The organism is Actinocatenispora thailandica (genome assembly GCF_016865425.1).
Taxonomy (GTDB): Bacteria; Actinomycetota; Actinomycetes; order Mycobacteriales; family Micromonosporaceae; genus Actinocatenispora; species Actinocatenispora thailandica.
Genome location: NZ_AP023355.1, coordinates 1,799,697 through 1,817,291, shown reverse-complemented (window position 1 = coordinate 1,817,291; position 17,595 = coordinate 1,799,697). Strand labels below are relative to the sequence as shown.

Genomic DNA, 17,595 nt, shown 5'->3' with positions numbered 1-17,595 from the left:
TGTCGAGTGCTGCCTACCCCGTGACGCGCTCGCTACACGTCCGGGTGTCGGCGCCGGCCGGGACGGCGCCGACCGGGTTAGCGGCCCGTCGCTGGGTAGGACGGTCGGGAAGGACCAGACGGAGAGGGGTGGCGACGATGAGCGGCGAGTTGTCCGGCCGGACGGTGGCGTTCCTGATCGCGCCGGAAGGCGCCGAGCAGGTCGAGTTCACCGAACCGTGGCAGGCGGTGACCGAGGCCGGCGGTACGCCCCGGCTGGTGTCCACCGCGGACGGCAAGGCACAACTGTTCGAGCACCTCGATCGGGGGGAGACCCGGGACGTCGACGTGACGGTGTCGGCGACCTCGGCCGACGAGTACAACGCGCTGGTGCTGCCGGGCGGGGTCGCCAACCCCGACCAGCTGCGCGCCGATCCGGACGCGGTGGCGTTCGTCGACGCGTTCTTCGCCGCCGGCAAGCCGGTCGCGGTGATCTGCCACGGGCCCTGGACGATCGTCGAGGCCGATCGGGTCCGCGGTCGCACCCTCACGTCCTGGCCGAGCGTGCGGACCGACATCGTCAACGCCGGCGGGCACTGGGTCGACGAGCAGGTGGTGGTCTGCGAGGACGGGCCGAACCTGCTGATCAGCAGCCGCAAGCCGGACGACCTGTCGGCCTTCTGCCAGACCCTGGTACAGCGTTTCGCCACGCTGACCGCGGGCAACACCTGAGCCCCCGGGGGTCGCCGGGCGAAACAGCCGGCGGCGAGGTTTACCGCGACCGGCACCGGGTACCCGCTGGCTGACCGACCGCATCCGCTGCGGCCGGCGCCTGCGGTGTGCGGGAGGTGACGCGTGGGCGTACGGACCTGGATCGAGGGTTGGCCGGTGTACCGGCAGGCGCTCGGCGCGGACCGCACCGGCCGCGGCGCGGCGGCGCGCAGCGGTGCCACCGATCGGCTGACGCCGCGCACCGAGACCGCCGACGAGGTCGTGAAGTCGGTCTGCCCGTACTGCGCGGTCGGGTGCGGTCAGGACGTCTACGTGCAGAACGGCCGGGTCACCCAGATCGAGGGCGATCCGGACTCCCCGGTCAGTCGTGGACGGCTCTGCCCCAAGGGGTCCGCCTCGCTGCAACTGACCACAGGGTCGAGCCGGGTGCAGCAGGTCCTCTACCGCCGGCCGTACGCCGACCACTGGGAACATCTCGATCTCGACACCGCGATGGACATGATCGCCGACCGGGTCGTCGCGGCCCGGCGGGACCACTGGCAGTCCGAATCGCACGGTGCGCGCACCCGGCGCACCATGGGATTCGCCAGCCTCGGCGGCGCGACCCTGGACAACGAGGAGAACTACCTGATCAAGAAGCTGTTCACCGCGCTGGGTGCGGTGCAGATCGAGAATCAGGCGCGCGTTTGACACTCCGCCACCGTTCCCAGTCTGGGAACCTCGTTCGGTCGCGGCGGCGCGACGACCTTCCAGCAGGACCTGCAGAACTCCGACTGCATCCTGATCCAGGGCTCCAACATGGCCGAGTGCCATCCGGTCGGGTTCCAGTGGGTGATGGAGGCGAAGGCGCGCGGCGCGACGATCATCCACGTCGACCCGCGGTTCACCCGCACCAGCGCGCTGGCCGACCTGCACGTCCCGCTGCGCGCCGGCAGTGACATCGTGTTCCTCGGCGCGATCGTCAACCACGTGCTGCAGCAGGAGAAGTACTTCCGCGACTACGTGCTGGCCTACACCAACGCCGCGTCGATCGTGACCGAGGAGTACGGCGACCCCGAGGACCTGGACGGCCTGTTCTCCGGCTTCGACGCCGAGAACCGGCAGTACGACTTCCACACCTGGCAGTACGAGGGCCGCGAGGTGCAGGCCGCCGCGGCGCAACGCGACCTGGAGTACGAGGACCGCGCGGTGCGCAGCGCCGGGCGCGGCGAGGCGCACGGCTCCGGCGGCGCCCGGTCCGGCACGGCCCGTACCGACCCGACGCTGCAGCACCCGCGCTGCGTCTTCCAGATCCTCAAACGCCACTTCCAGCGGTACACCCCGGAGATGGTCGAGCAGTCCTGCGGGGTGTCACCGGAGCTGTTCGCGCGGGTGTGCGACGAGCTGACCCGCAACTCCGGCCGCGACCGCACCAGCGCGTTCTGCTACGCGGTCGGGTGGACCCAGCACACCGTGGGCGTGCAGTACATCCGGACCGCGGCGATCCTGCAGGCGCTGCTGGGCAACATCGGCCGGCCCGGCGGCGGCATCCTGGCGCTGCGCGGGCACGCCTCGATCCAGGGCTCGACCGACATCCCGACCCTGTTCAACCTGTTGCCCGGCTACATACCCATGCCGTACGCGCATCCCGGCCAGGACCTGGCCGCGTTCCTGGCCGCGGAGGGCACCGAGAAGGGTTACTGGGCGAACATCGGCGCCTACACCACCAGCCTGCTCAAGGCCTGGTGGGGGGACGCCGCGACCGCCGACAACGACTACTGCTTCGACTACCTGCCCCGGCTGACCGGCAGCCACAGCACCTACGACACCGTGCAACGCCAGATCGCCGGCGAGTGCGTCGGGTACTTCCTGCTCGGCGAGAACCCGGCTGTCGGGTCCGGGAACGCGAAGATGCAGCGGCTGGGCATGGCGAACCTGGACTGGCTGGTGGTGCGCGACCTGGCCATGATCGAGAGCGCGACCTGGTGGCAGAACGGACCCGAGATCGAGACCGGGGAGATGGCCACCGCCGACCTCAAGACCGAGGTGTTCTTCCTGCCGGCCGCGGCGCACACCGAGAAGAACGGCAGCTTCACCAACACCCAGCGGATGCTGCAGTGGCATCACGAGGCGGTGAAGCCGCCGGGCGAGGCGCGCAGCGACCTGTGGTTCATGTACCACCTGGGTCGGCGGATCCGAGCCAAGCTGGCCGACTCCACCGACGAGCGGGACCGGCCGATCCTCGACCTCACCTGGGACTACCCGACCGAGGGCGGGATCGAGGAGCCGTCCGCGGAAGCGGTGCTGGCCGAGATCAACGGCAGCGACGCCGACGGCAACCCGTTGAGCAGCTACGAACAGCTGGCCGACGACGGCTCGACCCGGTGCGGCTGCTGGATCTACTGCGGGGTACGCGCCGACGGGGTCAACCAGGCCGCCCGCCGCAAGCCCGGCCGCGACCAGAGCTGGGTCGCGCCCGAGTGGGGCTGGGCGTGGCCGGCCAACCGGCGCATCCTGTACAACCGGGCCGCCGCCGACCCGGACGGCCGGCCCTGGAGCGACCGTAAGGCGCTGGTCTGGTGGGATGCCGAGCAGCGCCGGTGGACCGGGCACGACGTGCCCGACTTCCCGGCGACGAAGGCACCCGACTACCGGCCGGACGACGACGCCCGCGGGCCGCAGGCGCTGTCCGGCACCGACCCGTTCATCATGCAGGACGACGGGAAGGCGTGGCTGTTCGTCCCGGCCGGGCTGACCGACGGTCCGCTGCCCACGCACTACGAACCGCAGGACTCCCCGTTCGACAACCCGCTCTACCGCCAGCAGCGCAACCCGGCCCGGGAGGTCCTGCCGCTGCGGCACCCGGCGAACCGGATGCAGCCCAGCGGCAGCGAACCCGGCGCCGGGGTCTACCCGTACGTGGCGACCACCTACCGGCTCACCGAGCACCACACCGCCGGCGGGATGAGCCGGTCGCTGCCGTACCTGGCGGAGCTGCAACCGGAGTTCTTCTGCGAGGTCTCCCCGAACTCGCCGCCGAACGCGGCCTGGCCCATCTCGGCTGGGCGACGATCGTCAGCGCCCGCGGCGTGATCGAGGCCCGGGTACTGGTCACCGACCGCGTCACGCCGCTGACCGTCGCCGGCCGCACCATGCACCAGATCGGCCTGCCGTACCACTGGGGACCGACCGGCTACAGCACCGGCGACGCGGCGAACGAGCTCACCTCGATCTCGCTGGACCCCAACACGCACATCCAGGAGAGCAAGGCGTTCGCCTGCGACATCCGGTCCGGTCGCCGCCCCCGCGGGCCGGGCCGCGCCGCGCTGCTGCGCGAGTACCAGCGGCGGGCCGGGATCACCGACCAGACCGGGATGGAGATCTGAGATGGCTGCCGCGCCGCACCAGGATCCCGCCGACCGCGCCGGCTACGCCGGGCATCCACCGCGGATGGGGTTCTTCACCGACACCAGCGTCTGCATCGGCTGCAAGGCGTGCGAGGTCGCCTGCAAGGAGTGGAACGCGGTACCGGCGGACGCGCTGGACCTGACCGGCATGTCGTACGACAACACCGGCGGGCTGGGCGCCGACAACTGGCGGCACGTGGCGTTCATCGAGCAGCGCCGTCCCCTCGGCACCGCGCACACCGGGGTCAGCCACGACGACCTCGACGTGCTGGCCCTCGCCGGGCAGGGTACGGGCGCCCCGGAGCAGGCGCCGGCAACCGGGACGCCGCCGGCCGGCGACATCGGCGCGGACCGGCCGCCGCAGCCGGACGGGCGCACCGAGCTGCGCTGGCTGATGTCCTCCGACGTGTGCAAGCACTGCACCGAGGCGGCCTGCCTGGACGTGTGCCCGACCGGGTCGCTGTTCCGCACCGAGTTCGGCACCGTGGTGGTGCAGGAGGACATCTGCAACGGTTGCGGTTACTGCATTCCCGCCTGCCCGTACGGCGTGATCGACCAGCGCAAGGACGACGGGCGGGCCTGGAAGTGCACGATGTGCTACGACCGGCTCGGCGCCGGGCTGGAACCCGCCTGCGCCAAGGCCTGCCCCACCGACTCCATCCAGTACGGTCCGCTCGACGAGCTGCGCGAGCGCGCCGACGCGCGGCTGCGCACCCTGCAGGACGCCGGCGTCGACGACGCCCGGTTGTACGGCCGGGACCCGACCGACGGGGTGGGCGGCGACGGCGCGTTCTTCCTGCTGCTGGACGAACCGGAAACCTATGGCCTGCCACCCGATCCGGTCGTCACGACCCGGGACCTGCCGGGCATGTGGCGCCGCGTCGGGCTCGCCGCCGGTGCGCTGGCCGCCGCCGCGGTCGCCGCCTTCGTCACCACCCGGAGGAGCCGATGAGTCACCGCAGCAGTGCCGGACCGGCCGACCGGACCCGCCGGCGGCGCGGCGGCGAGCAGCCGATGGTGCCGCGCGCCGAGTTCGGCTCGTACTACGGCAAACCGATCCTGAACCCGCCGGTGTGGGCCGCCGCCGACGTCGGCGGCTACCTGTTCTTCGGCGGGCTCGCCGGCACCAGCGCGGTGATCGCGGCGGGTGCCCGGCTCACCGGCCGGCCGCGGCTCGCGCGGCTCTGCGCGGCCGGCGCGGCGGGCGCCGGCGGTCTGTCGTTCGCCGCCCTCATCCACGACCTGGGCCGGCCGGACCGGTTCCTCAACATGCTGCGGGTGCTCAAGCCCACCTCGCCGATGAGCGTGGGTACCTGGCTGCTCGGCCCGTTCGTGCCGCTCGCCGGCGTCGCCGCGGCCTCGGCGCTGACCGGCCGGTTCCGCGGCCTGGGCCGGCTCGCCGGCACCGGCGCCGCGGTACTGGGCCCCGCGGTGTCCGCCTACACCGGCGCGCTGATCGCGAACACCGCCGTACCGGCCTGGCACGACGCCCACCGCGACCTGCCGTTCGTGTTCACCGCCTCCAGCGCCGCCGCGGCCGGCGGGCTGGGCCTGTTCGCCCCGACGAGGGAGTCGGCTCCGGCGCGGGTGCTGGCGATCGCCGGTGCCGGTTGCGAGGTACTCGCGTTCGAGCGGATGCGGCACCGGATGGGGCTGACCGCCGAGCCGTACGGCACCGGCCGGCCCGGCCGGCTGGTCAGGGCCGGTACCGTGCTGTCGGTGGCCGGTGCGGTCGGCGCCGTGCTCGGCCGGCGCAGCCGGGTCGCCAGCGCCGCCTCCGGCGCCGCGCTGCTCGCCGCGTCGCTGTGCACCCGGCTCGGCATCTTCCACGGCGGCGTCGCCTCCGCGGAGGATCCGAAGTACACCGTGGTGCCGCAGCGTGAGCGGCTGCGCCGATCCGCTGGTGACCTTCCGTAGCCGATATCGCACCGACAGGCATGAGCGTGGTACGCACCGGTGCCGACGGGGCCACCGCCACCCGGTCGATGTCCCGGCACCGGGGGAACCGCGGTGAGGCCGCGAACGCTTTCCACTACGATCTGTTGGTGCCCGATACTGAAACGACGCCGACTTTCGATGACCTTGGCCTGGACGGAAGGATCATCAAGGCACTTCGGGACGTCGGCTACGAGACCCCTTCGAACATCCAGGCGGAGACCATCCCGCTGCTGCTCGCCGGAGCGCACGTGGTCGGCCTGGCCCAGACGGGCACCGGCAAGACCGCCGCGTTCGCGCTGCCGATCCTGTCCCGGATCGACCTGACCCAGAAGGCGCCACAGGTGCTGGTCCTCGCGCCGACCCGGGAGCTGGCGCTGCAGGTGTCCGAGGCGTTCGAACGTTACGCCGCGCACATCAAGGGGCTGCACGTGCTGCCGGTCTACGGCGGCCAGGGGTACGGCGTCCAGCTCTCGGCGCTGCGCCGCGGGGTCCACGTCGTCGTCGGCACCCCCGGACGGGTGATGGACCACCTGGAGAAGGGCACCCTGGACCTGAGCCAGCTGCGCTTCGTGGTCCTCGACGAAGCCGACGAGATGCTCAACATGGGTTTCGCCGAGGACGTGGAGCAGATCCTCGCCGACACCCCGGACGACAAGCAACTGGCGCTGTTCTCGGCGACCATGCCGGCCCAGATCCGCCGGATGGTCACCAAGCACGCACCCGACGCCGTCGAGGTGAGCGTCAAGGGCAGGACCACGACGGCGGCCAACGTTCGGCAGCGGTACCTCAAGGTCGCGCACGCGCAGAAGCTGGAGGCGCTCACCCGCATCCTGGAGGTGGAGAACTTCGACGGGTTGATCCTGTTCGCCCGCACCAAGCAGGCCACCGAGGAGCTGGCCGAGCGGCTCCGGGCCCGAGGGTTCTCCGCCGCGGCCATCAACGGCGACATCGCCCAGGCGCAGCGGGAACGCACCATCAACCAGCTGCGTTCCGGCAAGCTCGACATCCTGGTGGCCACCGATGTCGCCGCGCGCGGGCTGGACGTCGAGCGGATCAGCCACGTCGTCAACTACGACCTGCCGACCGACTCCGAGCCGTACGTGCACCGCATCGGCCGGACCGGCCGGGCCGGCCGCAGCGGCGACGCGATCTCGTTCGTCACCCCGCGGGAGAGCCATCTGCGGCGGGCGATCGAGCGATCGGTCGGGGTCAAGCTCGACGAGATGAGCCTGCCGACCGTCGAGGACGTGAACGCGCAGCGGATCGAGAAGTTCACCGCCGCGATCTCCAACGCCATGGAAGACGCGCAGTTCGCGAACTTCCGGGACCTGGTGCAGGACTACGAGCGCGGGCACGACGTTCCCGCGCTGGACATCGCCGCCGCCCTCGCCGTACTCGCCCAGGACGGCCAGCCGCTGCTGCTGGAGGAGGCGCCCGAACCGCCGCGGCCCGAGCGGCACCGGCCGCGCGAGCAGCAACGGATGGCGACGTACCGGATCGCGGTGGGCAAGCGCCACCACGTCGAACCACGCATGATCGTCGGCGCGCTCGCCAACGAGGGCGGCCTCGCCCGGTCGGACTTCGGCCGCATCGACATCCGCCCGACGCACAGCCTGGTCGAGTTGCCTGCCGAGCTGCCCGCGGCGACCTTCGAACGGCTCGCCGACACCCGGATCTCGGGCATGCTGATCGACCTGCGCCCGGACCGCGGTTTCGGGCCCGGCGCGGGCACCCGGCGCGGCCGGCCGGCCGGTGACCGGCCGGAGCGCGCCCGGACCGCCCGGCCGGCCGACGGCCGGGCCAGGAAGCCGCGGCACAAGAAGCACGACCGCTGACGGCGGGGGCGGGTGCGGGACCGGTGAGGAAGGCGACGATGCGTTCGGTGGCCGTGGCAGGTTTGGCACTCCTCGCCCCCGTCGCCGTCACCGACTGTTGCCGGCCCTGCCCGGTTCCAGCCGGTTTCACTTCTCGTTTCGTGCGATAGGAGCGACGCGGCTGGGTAGCAGACGAGCAGCCGTGGAGTCGAAACCACCGTGCTCCGTGGTCAGTCGGGGCGGTACCGCACGGCCGGCGGGCCACCCCGACGCCGGTTCCGGATGGCGCGAGCGCCCCGGCCGGCCATGGATCGACGGGCCGGCGGCGCGGCCTGGGCGTACTGTCGAGCTACGCGATCGACTCGCCACGGCCCGCGGTTCGCTCGCGCTGGTGGCGACCCCCGGACGTCACGTCCCATCCGGCTCCGGCGAATGGATGTTCAGATGACGATGCGTGACGTCGCTGGTGACCTGGCGGCGGAGTTTCGTGCGCTCAACGAGCATCTGCACGCCGCCGGTGACCGCGCCGCGGCGATGCAACGCCTCGTCGATCTGGCCTCCGAGTGGCTACCCGGGTGCGCGTGGGCCGCGACCACCGTGTGGCCGGTCGACCGACCCCCGCACAGCTCGACGGTCAGCGGTGAGGTCGCCCGCATCGTCGACCAGTTGCAGTACGACCTGGGCGACGGGCCGTGTCTGGATGCCGCCAGAACCGGCGAAGCGGTGCGCATCGCCGACCTGTCCGCCGAGGACCGGTGGCCGGCGTTCTGCCGGCAGGCGCTGAGCGACACCCCGGTCCGCGGCATCCTGTCCTACCCGCTGCTGGACGGCGACCAGCGGATCGTGCTCAACCTGTACGCCGACCGGCCGGACGCCTTCGACAAGGAGGCGTTCAACACCGGAACGCTGTTCGCCGCGCACGCCGCGGTGCTGGCCGCCCACGCCGACATCGCGAGCAAGGCGGCCAACCTCACCCAGGCGCTGAGCACCAGCCGGCAGATCGGCGCGGCCATCGGCATCCTGATGTCGGCCTACACGATCACCGACGAGCAGGCGTTCGAGCTGCTGCGCACCACCAGCCAGAACCTCAACCGCAAGCTGCGGGACGTGGCCCGCGACGTCACCGACACCGGCGAACTACCGGCCCGCCGCTGAACCGCACCGACCGCGATGGCGACCGCCCGGTACCGGGCGCCGCGCGGTGCCGCGCGACCGCCGCTGTTTCGTCACCTCGCGGTACCCGTTGCCGGTCTGGCGCGCATACCTCCCGGCTGCATCGGGTACCCGGTTGGTGAGGAGGTGCCCGATGAGTGTCGGAGTTGGCATCCTGCTGTTGGTGGTCGGCGCGATCCTCGCGTTCGCGGTCCGCGCCGACCTGCACTGGCTCAACGTCACCGCGATCGGCGCGATCCTGATGCTGGCCGGGGTGGTCGAGCTGGTGATCACGCTGGTGGTGTGGAACCGGCGACGCCACCAGACCGCGGTGACCCAGCGCGAGGTCTACCGGGGCGGCGAGCCCACCGTCGTCACCGAACGCCGGTCGGTCAACGACGCGGACGCGGCCGAACGCGGCCCGGGCGGCAGCATCCGGGCCCCCGGCCCGGAACGCCGCGCCTGACCGCGACCCGACTCACGTTCCGGCGTTCCCGGCCTTCTTGCCGACGGACTCCTGGTAGAGGTCCGCGTAGGTGCGCGAGTCCTTGATCAGGTCGTCGCAGAAGGCCGCGACGTCGGTACCGATCAGTTCCAGGACGCCCTTGCCGGCCGCCGCGCCCTGCTCGAAGAACTCGACGATCCCGGGCAGCAGCGGGCCGTCGACCAGGTCGACCGGGCCGACCTTGAAGTAGTACTTCTGGATCTCCTGGTAGACGATCCGGTAGTCGCGGGGCAGGGCCTTGACCCGCGCCACGTGCGCCCGCCACTGCTTCTTGCCCTCGATGATGTCGCGAATACCCATGTCAGCCTCCCAGCTGTCCCAGTTTCCGGGCGACGTTGCGGTTCAGCTGCTCCCGCCACCGGTCGCGGTGGTTGCGGGCGCCGGAGCCGCCGGCCAGCGCCGTGCAGAAGCCGTCGATGTCGTCGCCGAGCACCTCGTGGATGTGCTGCCCCTCGGCGGCCGACTCCTCCAGCAGCCCCAGTGCACCGTCGAGGATCGGCGTCAGGTTGCGGCCGGTGAAGTTCGCGTACGGCATCAGCCGGCCCTTGATCTGCTGCCAGGCGTCCTGGTAATCGGCCGGCAGCGCCGCGGCGCGGGTGTCGAACGCCTTCCACTCCCGGCTCAGGTCGCTTCCCGTGATGGTTTCCCAGAAGTTCATCCGTCGCCCTCCTTCGAGCGGGTCGTTTGCTGGTGGTTCAGGAGATCTTGCGGCGGTAGACGAGCATCGCGCCGGTGAAGGCGACCAGCAGGATGCCGACCATCCAGCCGAGCGCGATCCAGATGTCGTTGCTGACCGGTTGCCCGGCGAACAGGTGGCGGATGGTGTCGACGATGGGCGTCACCGGCTGGTTCTCGGCGAACCACCGCACCGGCCCGGGCATCGTGCTGGTGGGCACGAACGCCGAACTGACGAACGGCAGGAAGATCAGCGGGTAGGAGAACCCGCTCGCGCCGGAGATCGACTTCGCGGTGAGCCCCGGGATCACCGCGACCCAGGTCAGCGCGAGGGTGTACAGGATCAGGATGCCGGCGACCGCGAACCACGCCGCGACACCCGCGCCGGTGCGGAAACCCATGGCGAACGCGACCCCGAAGACCACCGCGATCGACACGAGGTTGGCGACCAGCGAGGTCAGTACGTGCGACCAGAGCACGCCCGAGCGGGCGATCGGCATCGACCGGAACCGGCCGAAGATCCCGGTGGTCATGTCGGTGAAGATCCGGAACGCGGTGTACGAGACGCCCGAGGCCACCGTCATGAGCAGGATCCCCGGCAGCAGGTAGCCCAGGTAGCTGCCACTGCTGGCACCGTGGCTGATCGCGCCGCCGAACACGTAGACGAACAGCAGCATCATCGCGATCGGGATGACCGCGGTGGTGATGATGGTATCGGCGCTGCGGGTGACGTGCTTGAGTGATCGCCCGGTGAGAACGGCGGTGTCGCCGATGACGTGCGCGCTCATGATCGTTCCTCCTGGTGCTTCGCAGCGGCCGGATCCGGGCCGGACGCGGTGTCGGTGCCGGTCGCGCCGTCGGGGCCGGACGCGGTGTCGGTGCCTGTCGCGGTGTCGCCGACCAGGGCGAGGAAGACGTCCTCGAGGCTCGGCTGCTTCTCCACGTACTCGACCTTGGCGGCCGGCAGCAGCCGCTGGAGCTCGGGGAGCGTGCCGTTCACGATGATCCGCCCCCGGTGCAGGATCGCGATCCGGTCGGCGAGCTGCTCCGCCTCGTCGAGGTACTGCGTGGTCAGCAACACCGTCGTGCCGGCCGCGGACAGTTCCTTGACGGCGTTCCACACCTCGACCCGGGCCTGCGGATCGAGCCCGGTGGTCGGTTCGTCGAGGAAGATGACCGGCGGGTTGCCGATCAGGCTCATCGCGATGTCCAGGCGCCGGCGCATGCCACCGGAGTACGTCGCGACCTTGCGCCCGGCGGCCTCGGTCAGCGCGAACCGCTCCAGCAGGTCGTCCGCGACCGCGCCGGGCTTGCCGACGTGCCGCAGCCGGGCCACCAGGACCAGGTTCTCGCGCCCGGTGAGGATCTCGTCGACGGCCGCGAACTGCCCGGTCAGGCTGATCGCGGCGCGCACGTCCGCGGGCTGCCGGACCACGTCGAAGCCGTCGACGCCGGCGGTGCCGCTGTCTGGCCGTAGCAGGGTGGCCAGGATGTTCACGATGGTGGTCTTGCCCGCGCCGTTCGAGCCGAGCAGCGCGAAGATGCTGCCGCGCGGCACGTCGAACTCCACGCCACGCAGCACCTGCAGTTTCCCGTACGACTTGGTCAGGTTCCGCACCTGGATCACGGGCTGTTGTCCGGTGGGCATCGGGTCGTCTCCTGCTCGCTCGGCGGGTCGTCGCTTCCGCGGCCCGGTCACGGTGCCGGACCGGGCGGCCGGTGTCGGGTCCGGCACGGTCACTCGCCTCCCTCGCGCAGTCGTTCGAGCCGTTGTACGAGGAAGCCCCAGGTCTTCCAGAACTCGTCGAGGTAGTCGCGACCGGCGGCGTTGAGGGAGTACACCTTGCGCGGCGGCCCCTTCTCCGACGCGACCTTCTGCACGTCGACCAGCCCGTGCCGCTCGACCCGCACCAGCAGCGCGTACACGGTGCCTTCCGCGATGTCGGAGAAGCCCTGGTCGCGCAGCCAGGCGGTGATCTCGTACCCGTACGCGGGCCGGCCGGACAGGATCGCGAGAACGATGCCCTCCAGCGTGCCCTTGAGCATCTCCGTCGCCAGCTTGCCCATCGACGCTCCCTACTCAGTAACGTTGACTACCGGTAGATAGTAACGCCGACTACCGGTAGATAGCAACACTGAATAGCTCGGCCACCGCCCCGCCGGGCGGCCGGACGCACAGGCAGGAACCACCCAGCACGCGCCGGACGTCGAAGCAGGACGGGTTCAGTCGTCGATCGCCTGGTAGACGGTGGTCCAGAAGTCGTTCCACATCCGCAGCCGCTGGTCGCCCAGGTGCGCCCGCTGCAGGACGACGATCGCGGTCAGGTCCTCGGCCGGATCGTTGTACCAGGCCGTGCCGTAGAAGCCGGACCACCCGTAGCTGCCGACCGAGGGGCCCAGGTGCGTGCGCCGGGTTACCACCGACATTCCGAAACCCCAGCCTCGGTTGTCGAAGTACCCGGGCCAGAAGCCGGACACCGCCTTCTGCGCCGGAGTGAGGTGATCGGTGGTCAGCAAGCTCGTCGACAACCTGGAGAGCACCCGCTCGCCCCGGTGAGTGCCGCCCGCGAGCAGAGCCGAGGCGAAGGACAGATAGTCCTCGGCGGTCGAGACGAGGCCACCACCGCCGCCTTCGAACACCGCCGGCCGGCTGAACGACCCGTCCGGCGGATCCGCGACCACCGCCGCGCCGGCCGGGCCGGGGTCACGCTCGTACGCCGTGGCGAACCGGGCCAGGCCCGCCCCGTCCACGCTGAATCCGGTGTCCTTCATGCCGAGCGGCTCGCAGATCCGCTCGCGCAGCGCCGCCCCGAACGACACGCCGGTGGCGCGCGCGATCAACGCACCGGTCACGTCGGCGCCGGTCTCGTACATCCAGCGCGCACCCGGCTGATGAACCAGCGGCAGCGCGCCCAACCGCCGCACCCACTCGTCCAGATCCGGCTCGCCGATCGTGTCCAGCGCATCGGCGATCGGAACCGTTCCCGGCTCGGCGACGACCATGCCAGTACCGAGGGTGAAGGTCAGCAGGTCGCGCAGGGTGATCGGGCGCGCCGCCGGGACGGTGTCCGCCAGCGGCCCTTCGGGATCGGCGAGCACCCGCATGTCCGCCAGCTCCGGAAGCAGCTCGTCCACCGGATCGTCCAGCCGGAGCGTGCAGTCCTCCACCAGGGTCATCGCGCACGCGGCCACGACCGGCTTGGTCATCGACGCCATCCGCACGATCGTGTCCGGCGCCATCGGGACGGCCGAACCCGCGCCCTCGAACGCCAGCGTCCCGACCGCTTCGACGTGCCTGGCGCCGCGGCGGGCAAGGACCACCATCGCACCGGGCACGAGGCCGGAGCCGACCTGCCGATCGAGCAGCTCGCGCACCCGGACCAGCCGCCGCACCGAAAACCCACCTGCCGACACCCGCCGCCTCCTCGACTCGTCCCGTTCGACTCCACCGGCAATGCCCGCTCGACGGGATCGATCCCAGCGTGATCGCCCGAGGCACCTGCCCACGGGGAGCACAGCGAAGGATCACCGTGCCGAGTGGGCCCGCCGGGACGATGATCCCGCGCCGGTACGACGAAACTCCGTGCGGCGCCGCCGCCGGTGCCGGTGCGAGGATGCCTGGATGGCGGGATCGCCTGGGCGGCCTCGATCCCGGCGGATCGGGTCGATCTCGGCGCGACCCCCGCCGGGCAGCGGATCTGCCAGAAAGGAGGCTTCGTGCACACCTCGGCGCCGCGGATGAAACTCGTGCGCTGATCTCCTCGACCATCCGACCATCCGACCCACCGGTCAGCGGCGGCGGCTGCGCGGCCCGACCGTCGTAGAGTGCTATTTTGCAATTATGCGAAACAGCGAAGAGGTGTCGGCCGACCCGGAGCTGCTGGCCCAGCTCAAGGCGACCGCGAGCCCGGTTCGGCTGTCCGTCCTCGCCGACCTCAAGCGGCCCGCCGAGCGCTACCCGCCGCAGGTCGACGGCGACTTCGAGGCCGACGGCGTCTGTGCCGACTTCATCCGGGCCCGGCTGGGCGTGTCCGCCGCCACCGCCTCGCGCCACCTCGGGCTGTTGACCGACGCGGGGCTGCTGCTCCGCACGCGCCGCAAGGGTTGGACGTTCTACCGCCGCAACGAACCGGCCATCACGGCGTTCACCCGCCGGCTGGGCGCGACGCTGTGACACCCGTCCTCGACTACGTGCACGTGAACGTCTTCAGCGCACGGCCGTACCAGGGCAACAGCCTCCCGGTCTTTCCCGACATCCCGCCGCTGAGCTCGGCGCAGCTGCGCACCGTCACGCGGGAGCTGCGCCAGTTCGAGGCAGTCTTCCTGCGGCCGACCGACCGGGCCGACACCGCGCACGCCCGCGTCTTCGACCAGCACGGGGAGCTGCCGTTCGCCGGCCACCCGCTGCTGGGTGCCGCGGCGGTACTGCACCACCGGTCGGCGGGCGCGCCGGAGCGCCGATGGCAACTCGAACTGGTCGGCCGCACGGTCGAGGTCACGACCACCCGGTCCGGCCCCGAGGTGTACTCGGCGACCATCGACCAGGGCCGGCCCGAGTTCCTGGGCGAGGTGACCGGCCACCGGGAGATCGCGGAGGCCTTCGCACTGGGCCCGGCCGACCTGCGCTCCGATCTGCCGCTGGAGGTCGTGAGCACCGGGCTCCGTTACCTCGTCGTACCGGTGGTGTCCGGGGCGCTGGCCCGGGCCCGCATCCACGCCGACATCGGTGCCATGCTGCGCGCGCATGGCGCGCAGTTCGCGGTGCTGTTCGACGAGGACGGCGCGGAGATCCGGCACTGGGACAACGACGGGACCGTCGAGGACATCGCCACCGGCAGCGCCGCCGGTGTCATCGGCGGCTACCGGCTGCGCCACGGCCTCGCCGGCGACGACGTGAGCTTTGCGCTCAGCCAGGGCAGGTTCACCGGCCGGTCCGCGCGCCTCACGGTACGGGCCCGGGGCAGCCGGCACGACGTCCGGGCGGTGCGCGTCTCCGGCGACGTCGTGCTGCTCGGTACCGCCAGCCTGGCCGTACCGCCGACAGCCGACGACGCTGCCGCGCGGAGCTGACGCTCGCGGCGCGGCCGACTCCCCCGGCGTGACGCCCACCGGGTTAGTCGCTGCCAGCGAGCGTGCGCCCGCTGTCGGCGCGGCACCGCCTCGCCCGGGTGACAACCACTGCCGGACCGGGAAACCAGCACCGTCCACACCCGACGTACGCCGCAGATCGACGGTTCACCGGCCGGCGCGGTTCCGGGTGGCCGACGGCGCCGCTTACCTGCCCGATCACCAGCTTGCCCCAGGTCTAGCCGCCGGCCCGCCGGCCGCGCCGGAGCCGGGCTCCGCCCGGCGGGCGGGGCCCGGAGACGGCAGACTGTGTCGCATGGACGACGAGGGCCCGCTGCGCTGCGCCGTGGTGTCGAATCCCGCCAAGGTCGACATCCGGCAGGTCCGCGCCGACGTGACGCGGGTGTTGGACGGGGCCGGCTGGCCGGCTCCGGACTGGTACGAGACCACCCCGAGGAGCCGGGCGCCGGCCTCGTCGAACAGGCGGTACGGGCCGGCGCCCGGCTGATGTTCGTCTGCGGTGGCGACGGCACGGTGCGCTCCTGCGCCGGCGCACTGGCGGGTACCCGGGTGCCGATGGCGGTGCTGCCCGGCGGTACCGGCAACCTGCTCGCCGCGAACCTCGGCATACCGACGGACACCGCCGCCGCCGCGCACCTGGCGGTGGCCGGCACCCGGCGGCGGATCGACGTCGGCGAGGTCGACGGCGAGGTGTTCACCGTGATGGCAGGCATGGGTTTCGACGCGCACATGCTGCGCGCCACCCCGGAACCGCTCAAGGCCCGACTCGGCTGGTTCGCCTACCTGCTGGGCGGGGCGCGGCGGCTGCGCGACCGCCCGATGCGGGTGAGCGTCGCGCTGGACGACCGGGTGGTGCTGCACCGGCGGGCGCGTTCCGTCCTGGTCGCGAACGTCGGCCGGTTGCAGGGCGGGCTGAACCTCCTACCGGACGCGAGCCCGGACAACGGAACCCTCGACATCGCGATCGTGACGCCCCGCTCGCTGGCCGACTGGGCCCGCCTCGGTACCGCGTTGCTGCTGCGGCTGCCCCGACCGCCACGGATGGAGGTCCATCGCTGCCGCGAGGTCACCATCCGCAGCGTCGCGACCCAGGCGCGGGAACTCGACGGCGACGTCGTCGCCACCGCAGCGCGGCTGCACGCCCGGGTGCGGCCCCGGTCCCTGACGGTGTGCGTACCGGCGGAGCCGGCCTGAGCCGCCAGCGCCGCCCCACCGAGCCCGGCGGCAGCCCGTCAGCCTGCCGAACCGGACCGACGGCGGCAGGTGCCGGGCGGTGCCTGCCCGGCCCGGTGATCGCCCTCGAACCGACGCGGGAGCGGGCACCGCTCGCCCGGTGGCGGCCGGGTCGCACACCGCAGTGCGTGGTCGGTGAGCGCGGCCGGGACGCACCACGAACGAGGCGCCGCAGTATCGTCAGGGGATGAGGACAGTGGCCGAAGTGCGGCAGCGATGGCTCGATGCGTTGCCCAGGATGGTCTGCCGGCCGGGCATGTACTCCCACGACGGGTTTGCCTTCGACCTGCTGGCAAGGGGGCTGCTGGAGGAGCTGTGCTTCCTCGACGAGCGGGAAAGCGACCTGGACGATGCCCGGGCCGAGTTGAGGCGGTTCGGCAAGACCGGCGTTGCGGGGCCGTTCAAGGCGCTGTTCGGTGACGAGCGAGGCTGCGTGGCCGAGGTGGCGTCCGTCTTCTCCGCACTGTTCCACCGGCTCGGCTACCTCGACCTGGACCGTCTGCTGGACACGGACGAGTGGAGCCTGCTGACAACCGGCCTGCGAGAACGATTCGACGGGCGCGACGTGCGGCTGAGCGAGGTCGAAACCTGGTTCGGATCTCCGAGCCTGCTGATCGACCAACGGATTGCCTGCTACGCACCCGCGGACAGGTCCGGCTGGGTCTACTTCGACTGTTTCGCCGAGCACCGAACCGACTATGTCCCAGGTGAAGGCCACTACGAATGGCACCAGGACGCCGATCCTCTGGTGCGCATGGTCCGCCAGCCCGCGGCCGACTTCGAAGGCGGCCTGACGCTGACGCTCTACGGCAAGGTGCTGCGTTGGGGCCCGGGTTGGTGGCTGCGACACGATACCGGCCTGTCCGAGGAACAGCGAGCGATCGCCCGCCAGCTCCGCATGATCGAGGCGGCTGATCCGTCACAGGCGCTGCGACCGGAGCGAGGCGTGCCACGCCACTGAGGGGTGCCTCGACGGACCCCGGTCGAGCGGGGCGAGTTGGCTGCGCGCGATGCGGAGGGCGGTTCGGATGTCGGGTTCACCCCCCGACGGACCGACAACGCTGCGAGCGGCAGGGGGCCGCGAGGCCGGCCCG

At 71.8% G+C, this 17,595-nt stretch carries 20 protein-coding genes; 14 read left to right on the top strand and 6 right to left on the bottom strand.

What is annotated here, in order from left to right:
• Nucleotides 1-137: 137 nt before the first annotated feature.
• The 9 genes from Athai_RS07950 to Athai_RS07915 all read left to right on the top strand — a co-directional run bounded on the left by Athai_RS07950 (nucleotide 138) and on the right by Athai_RS07915 (nucleotide 9,466).
• On the top strand, nucleotides 138-710 hold the full coding sequence (locus Athai_RS07950) for a type 1 glutamine amidotransferase domain-containing protein (protein ID WP_203960885.1): 573 nt from the start codon (nucleotides 138-140) through the stop codon (nucleotides 708-710).
• Between the two features lie 123 nt (nucleotides 711-833).
• Nucleotides 834-1,400, top strand: coding sequence for a molybdopterin-binding domain-containing protein (locus tag Athai_RS35465; RefSeq protein WP_203960884.1), 567 nt, complete (start codon nucleotides 834-836; stop codon nucleotides 1,398-1,400).
• 21 nt (nucleotides 1,401-1,421) lie between these two features.
• The gene (gene fdh, locus Athai_RS07940) at nucleotides 1,422-3,782 is read left to right on the top strand and encodes a formate dehydrogenase (RefSeq protein WP_476692257.1); all 2,361 of its coding nucleotides are present in this window, start codon (nucleotides 1,422-1,424) and stop codon (nucleotides 3,780-3,782) included.
• On the top strand, nucleotides 3,701-4,075 hold the full coding sequence (locus Athai_RS35460) for a molybdopterin dinucleotide binding domain-containing protein (protein ID WP_239157365.1): 375 nt from the start codon (nucleotides 3,701-3,703) through the stop codon (nucleotides 4,073-4,075). The genes fdh and Athai_RS35460 overlap by 82 nt, the downstream gene beginning before the upstream one ends.
• 1 nt (nucleotide 4,076) lies before the next feature.
• A complete protein-coding gene (locus Athai_RS07935; protein WP_203960883.1) occupies nucleotides 4,077-5,048 on the top strand; it encodes a 4Fe-4S dicluster domain-containing protein in 972 nt (323 codons plus the stop codon).
• Nucleotides 5,045-6,013, top strand: coding sequence for an NrfD/PsrC family molybdoenzyme membrane anchor subunit (gene nrfD, locus Athai_RS07930; RefSeq protein ID WP_239156797.1), 969 nt, complete (start codon nucleotides 5,045-5,047; stop codon nucleotides 6,011-6,013). The genes Athai_RS07935 and nrfD overlap by 4 nt, the downstream gene beginning before the upstream one ends.
• A 128-nt stretch (nucleotides 6,014-6,141) precedes the next feature.
• Nucleotides 6,142-7,869 (top strand): DEAD/DEAH box helicase, encoded by a 1,728-nt coding sequence (locus Athai_RS07925; protein ID WP_239156796.1) that lies wholly within the window; start codon nucleotides 6,142-6,144, stop codon nucleotides 7,867-7,869.
• Nucleotides 7,870-8,292: 423 nt separating this feature from the next.
• Nucleotides 8,293-9,003, top strand: coding sequence for a GAF and ANTAR domain-containing protein (locus Athai_RS07920; protein ID WP_203960882.1), 711 nt, complete (start codon nucleotides 8,293-8,295; stop codon nucleotides 9,001-9,003).
• A 151-nt stretch (nucleotides 9,004-9,154) separates the two neighbouring features.
• Entirely contained in the window at nucleotides 9,155-9,466 is a 312-nt protein-coding gene (locus Athai_RS07915) for a DUF6458 family protein (protein ID WP_203960881.1), read from the top strand.
• A 12-nt stretch (nucleotides 9,467-9,478) separates the two neighbouring features.
• Here the strand turns inward: Athai_RS07915 and Athai_RS07910 are convergent, their stop codons facing one another.
• The 6 genes from Athai_RS07910 to Athai_RS07885 form a co-directional block, all read right to left on the bottom strand.
• Nucleotides 9,479-9,805: a DUF1048 domain-containing protein gene (locus tag Athai_RS07910; RefSeq protein WP_203960880.1), complete on the bottom strand. Its 327-nt coding sequence runs from the start codon at nucleotides 9,803-9,805 to the stop codon at nucleotides 9,479-9,481.
• A gap of 1 nt (nucleotide 9,806) precedes the next feature.
• Nucleotides 9,807-10,163 (bottom strand): DUF1048 domain-containing protein, encoded by a 357-nt coding sequence (locus tag Athai_RS07905; RefSeq protein WP_203960879.1) that lies wholly within the window; start codon nucleotides 10,161-10,163, stop codon nucleotides 9,807-9,809.
• A gap of 37 nt (nucleotides 10,164-10,200) precedes the next feature.
• The gene (locus Athai_RS07900) at nucleotides 10,201-10,968 is read right to left on the bottom strand and encodes an ABC transporter permease (protein WP_203960878.1); all 768 of its coding nucleotides are present in this window, start codon (nucleotides 10,966-10,968) and stop codon (nucleotides 10,201-10,203) included.
• Nucleotides 10,965-11,828 (bottom strand): ABC transporter ATP-binding protein, encoded by an 864-nt coding sequence (locus Athai_RS07895; RefSeq protein ID WP_203960877.1) that lies wholly within the window; start codon nucleotides 11,826-11,828, stop codon nucleotides 10,965-10,967. Before Athai_RS07895 ends, Athai_RS07900 begins: the two co-directional genes overlap by 4 nt.
• 89 nt (nucleotides 11,829-11,917) lie before the next feature.
• Nucleotides 11,918-12,247 carry a PadR family transcriptional regulator gene (locus Athai_RS07890; protein WP_203960876.1) on the bottom strand — a complete coding sequence of 110 codons (330 nt, stop codon included), beginning with the start codon at nucleotides 12,245-12,247 and terminating at the stop codon, nucleotides 11,918-11,920.
• Nucleotides 12,248-12,403: 156 nt separating this feature from the next.
• A complete protein-coding gene (locus Athai_RS07885) occupies nucleotides 12,404-13,573 on the bottom strand; it encodes a serine hydrolase domain-containing protein (RefSeq protein WP_239156795.1) in 1,170 nt (389 codons plus the stop codon).
• A gap of 448 nt (nucleotides 13,574-14,021) precedes the next feature.
• Here Athai_RS07885 and Athai_RS07880 point away from each other — a divergent pair, with 448 nt between their 5' ends.
• The 5 genes from Athai_RS07880 (at nucleotide 14,022) to Athai_RS07865 (ending at nucleotide 17,462) form a co-directional block, all read left to right on the top strand.
• Nucleotides 14,022-14,354 carry an ArsR/SmtB family transcription factor gene (locus Athai_RS07880; protein ID WP_203960874.1) on the top strand — a complete coding sequence of 111 codons (333 nt, stop codon included), beginning with the start codon at nucleotides 14,022-14,024 and terminating at the stop codon, nucleotides 14,352-14,354.
• Nucleotides 14,351-15,250, top strand: a complete 900-nt coding sequence (locus tag Athai_RS07875; RefSeq protein ID WP_203960873.1) for a PhzF family phenazine biosynthesis protein — start codon at nucleotides 14,351-14,353, stop codon at nucleotides 15,248-15,250. Before Athai_RS07880 ends, Athai_RS07875 begins: the two co-directional genes overlap by 4 nt.
• 313 nt (nucleotides 15,251-15,563) lie before the next feature.
• Entirely contained in the window at nucleotides 15,564-15,755 is a 192-nt protein-coding gene (locus tag Athai_RS34005) for a hypothetical protein (RefSeq protein ID WP_239156794.1), read from the top strand.
• The gene (locus tag Athai_RS07870; protein ID WP_239156793.1) at nucleotides 15,755-16,462 is read left to right on the top strand and encodes a diacylglycerol/lipid kinase family protein; all 708 of its coding nucleotides are present in this window, start codon (nucleotides 15,755-15,757) and stop codon (nucleotides 16,460-16,462) included. The genes Athai_RS34005 and Athai_RS07870 overlap by 1 nt, the downstream gene beginning before the upstream one ends.
• Nucleotides 16,463-16,688: 226 nt before the next feature.
• A complete protein-coding gene (locus Athai_RS07865; RefSeq protein ID WP_203960872.1) occupies nucleotides 16,689-17,462 on the top strand; it encodes a hypothetical protein in 774 nt (257 codons plus the stop codon).
• The last annotated feature ends 133 nt before the right edge of the window (nucleotides 17,463-17,595 follow it).

Coding starts and splice junctions, on each gene's coding strand:
- Athai_RS07950 (WP_203960885.1), top strand. CDS start 138: ATGAGCGGCGAGTTGTCCGGCCGGACGGTGGCGTTCCTGATCGCGCCG.
- Athai_RS07935 (WP_203960883.1), top strand. CDS start 4,077: ATGGCTGCCGCGCCGCACCAGGATCCCGCCGACCGCGCCGGCTACGCC.
- nrfD (WP_239156797.1), top strand. CDS start 5,045: ATGAGTCACCGCAGCAGTGCCGGACCGGCCGACCGGACCCGCCGGCGG.
- Athai_RS07920 (WP_203960882.1), top strand. CDS start 8,293: ATGACGATGCGTGACGTCGCTGGTGACCTGGCGGCGGAGTTTCGTGCG.
- Athai_RS07915 (WP_203960881.1), top strand. CDS start 9,155: ATGAGTGTCGGAGTTGGCATCCTGCTGTTGGTGGTCGGCGCGATCCTC.
- Athai_RS07910 (WP_203960880.1), bottom strand. CDS start 9,805: ATGGGTATTCGCGACATCATCGAGGGCAAGAAGCAGTGGCGGGCGCAC.
- Athai_RS07905 (WP_203960879.1), bottom strand. CDS start 10,163: ATGAACTTCTGGGAAACCATCACGGGAAGCGACCTGAGCCGGGAGTGG.
- Athai_RS07900 (WP_203960878.1), bottom strand. CDS start 10,968: ATGAGCGCGCACGTCATCGGCGACACCGCCGTTCTCACCGGGCGATCA.
- Athai_RS07895 (WP_203960877.1), bottom strand. CDS start 11,828: ATGCCCACCGGACAACAGCCCGTGATCCAGGTGCGGAACCTGACCAAG.
- Athai_RS07890 (WP_203960876.1), bottom strand. CDS start 12,247: ATGGGCAAGCTGGCGACGGAGATGCTCAAGGGCACGCTGGAGGGCATC.
- Athai_RS07880 (WP_203960874.1), top strand. CDS start 14,022: ATGCGAAACAGCGAAGAGGTGTCGGCCGACCCGGAGCTGCTGGCCCAG.
- Athai_RS34005 (WP_239156794.1), top strand. CDS start 15,564: ATGGACGACGAGGGCCCGCTGCGCTGCGCCGTGGTGTCGAATCCCGCC.
- Athai_RS07870 (WP_239156793.1), top strand. CDS start 15,755: ATGTTCGTCTGCGGTGGCGACGGCACGGTGCGCTCCTGCGCCGGCGCA.
- Athai_RS07865 (WP_203960872.1), top strand. CDS start 16,689: ATGAGGACAGTGGCCGAAGTGCGGCAGCGATGGCTCGATGCGTTGCCC.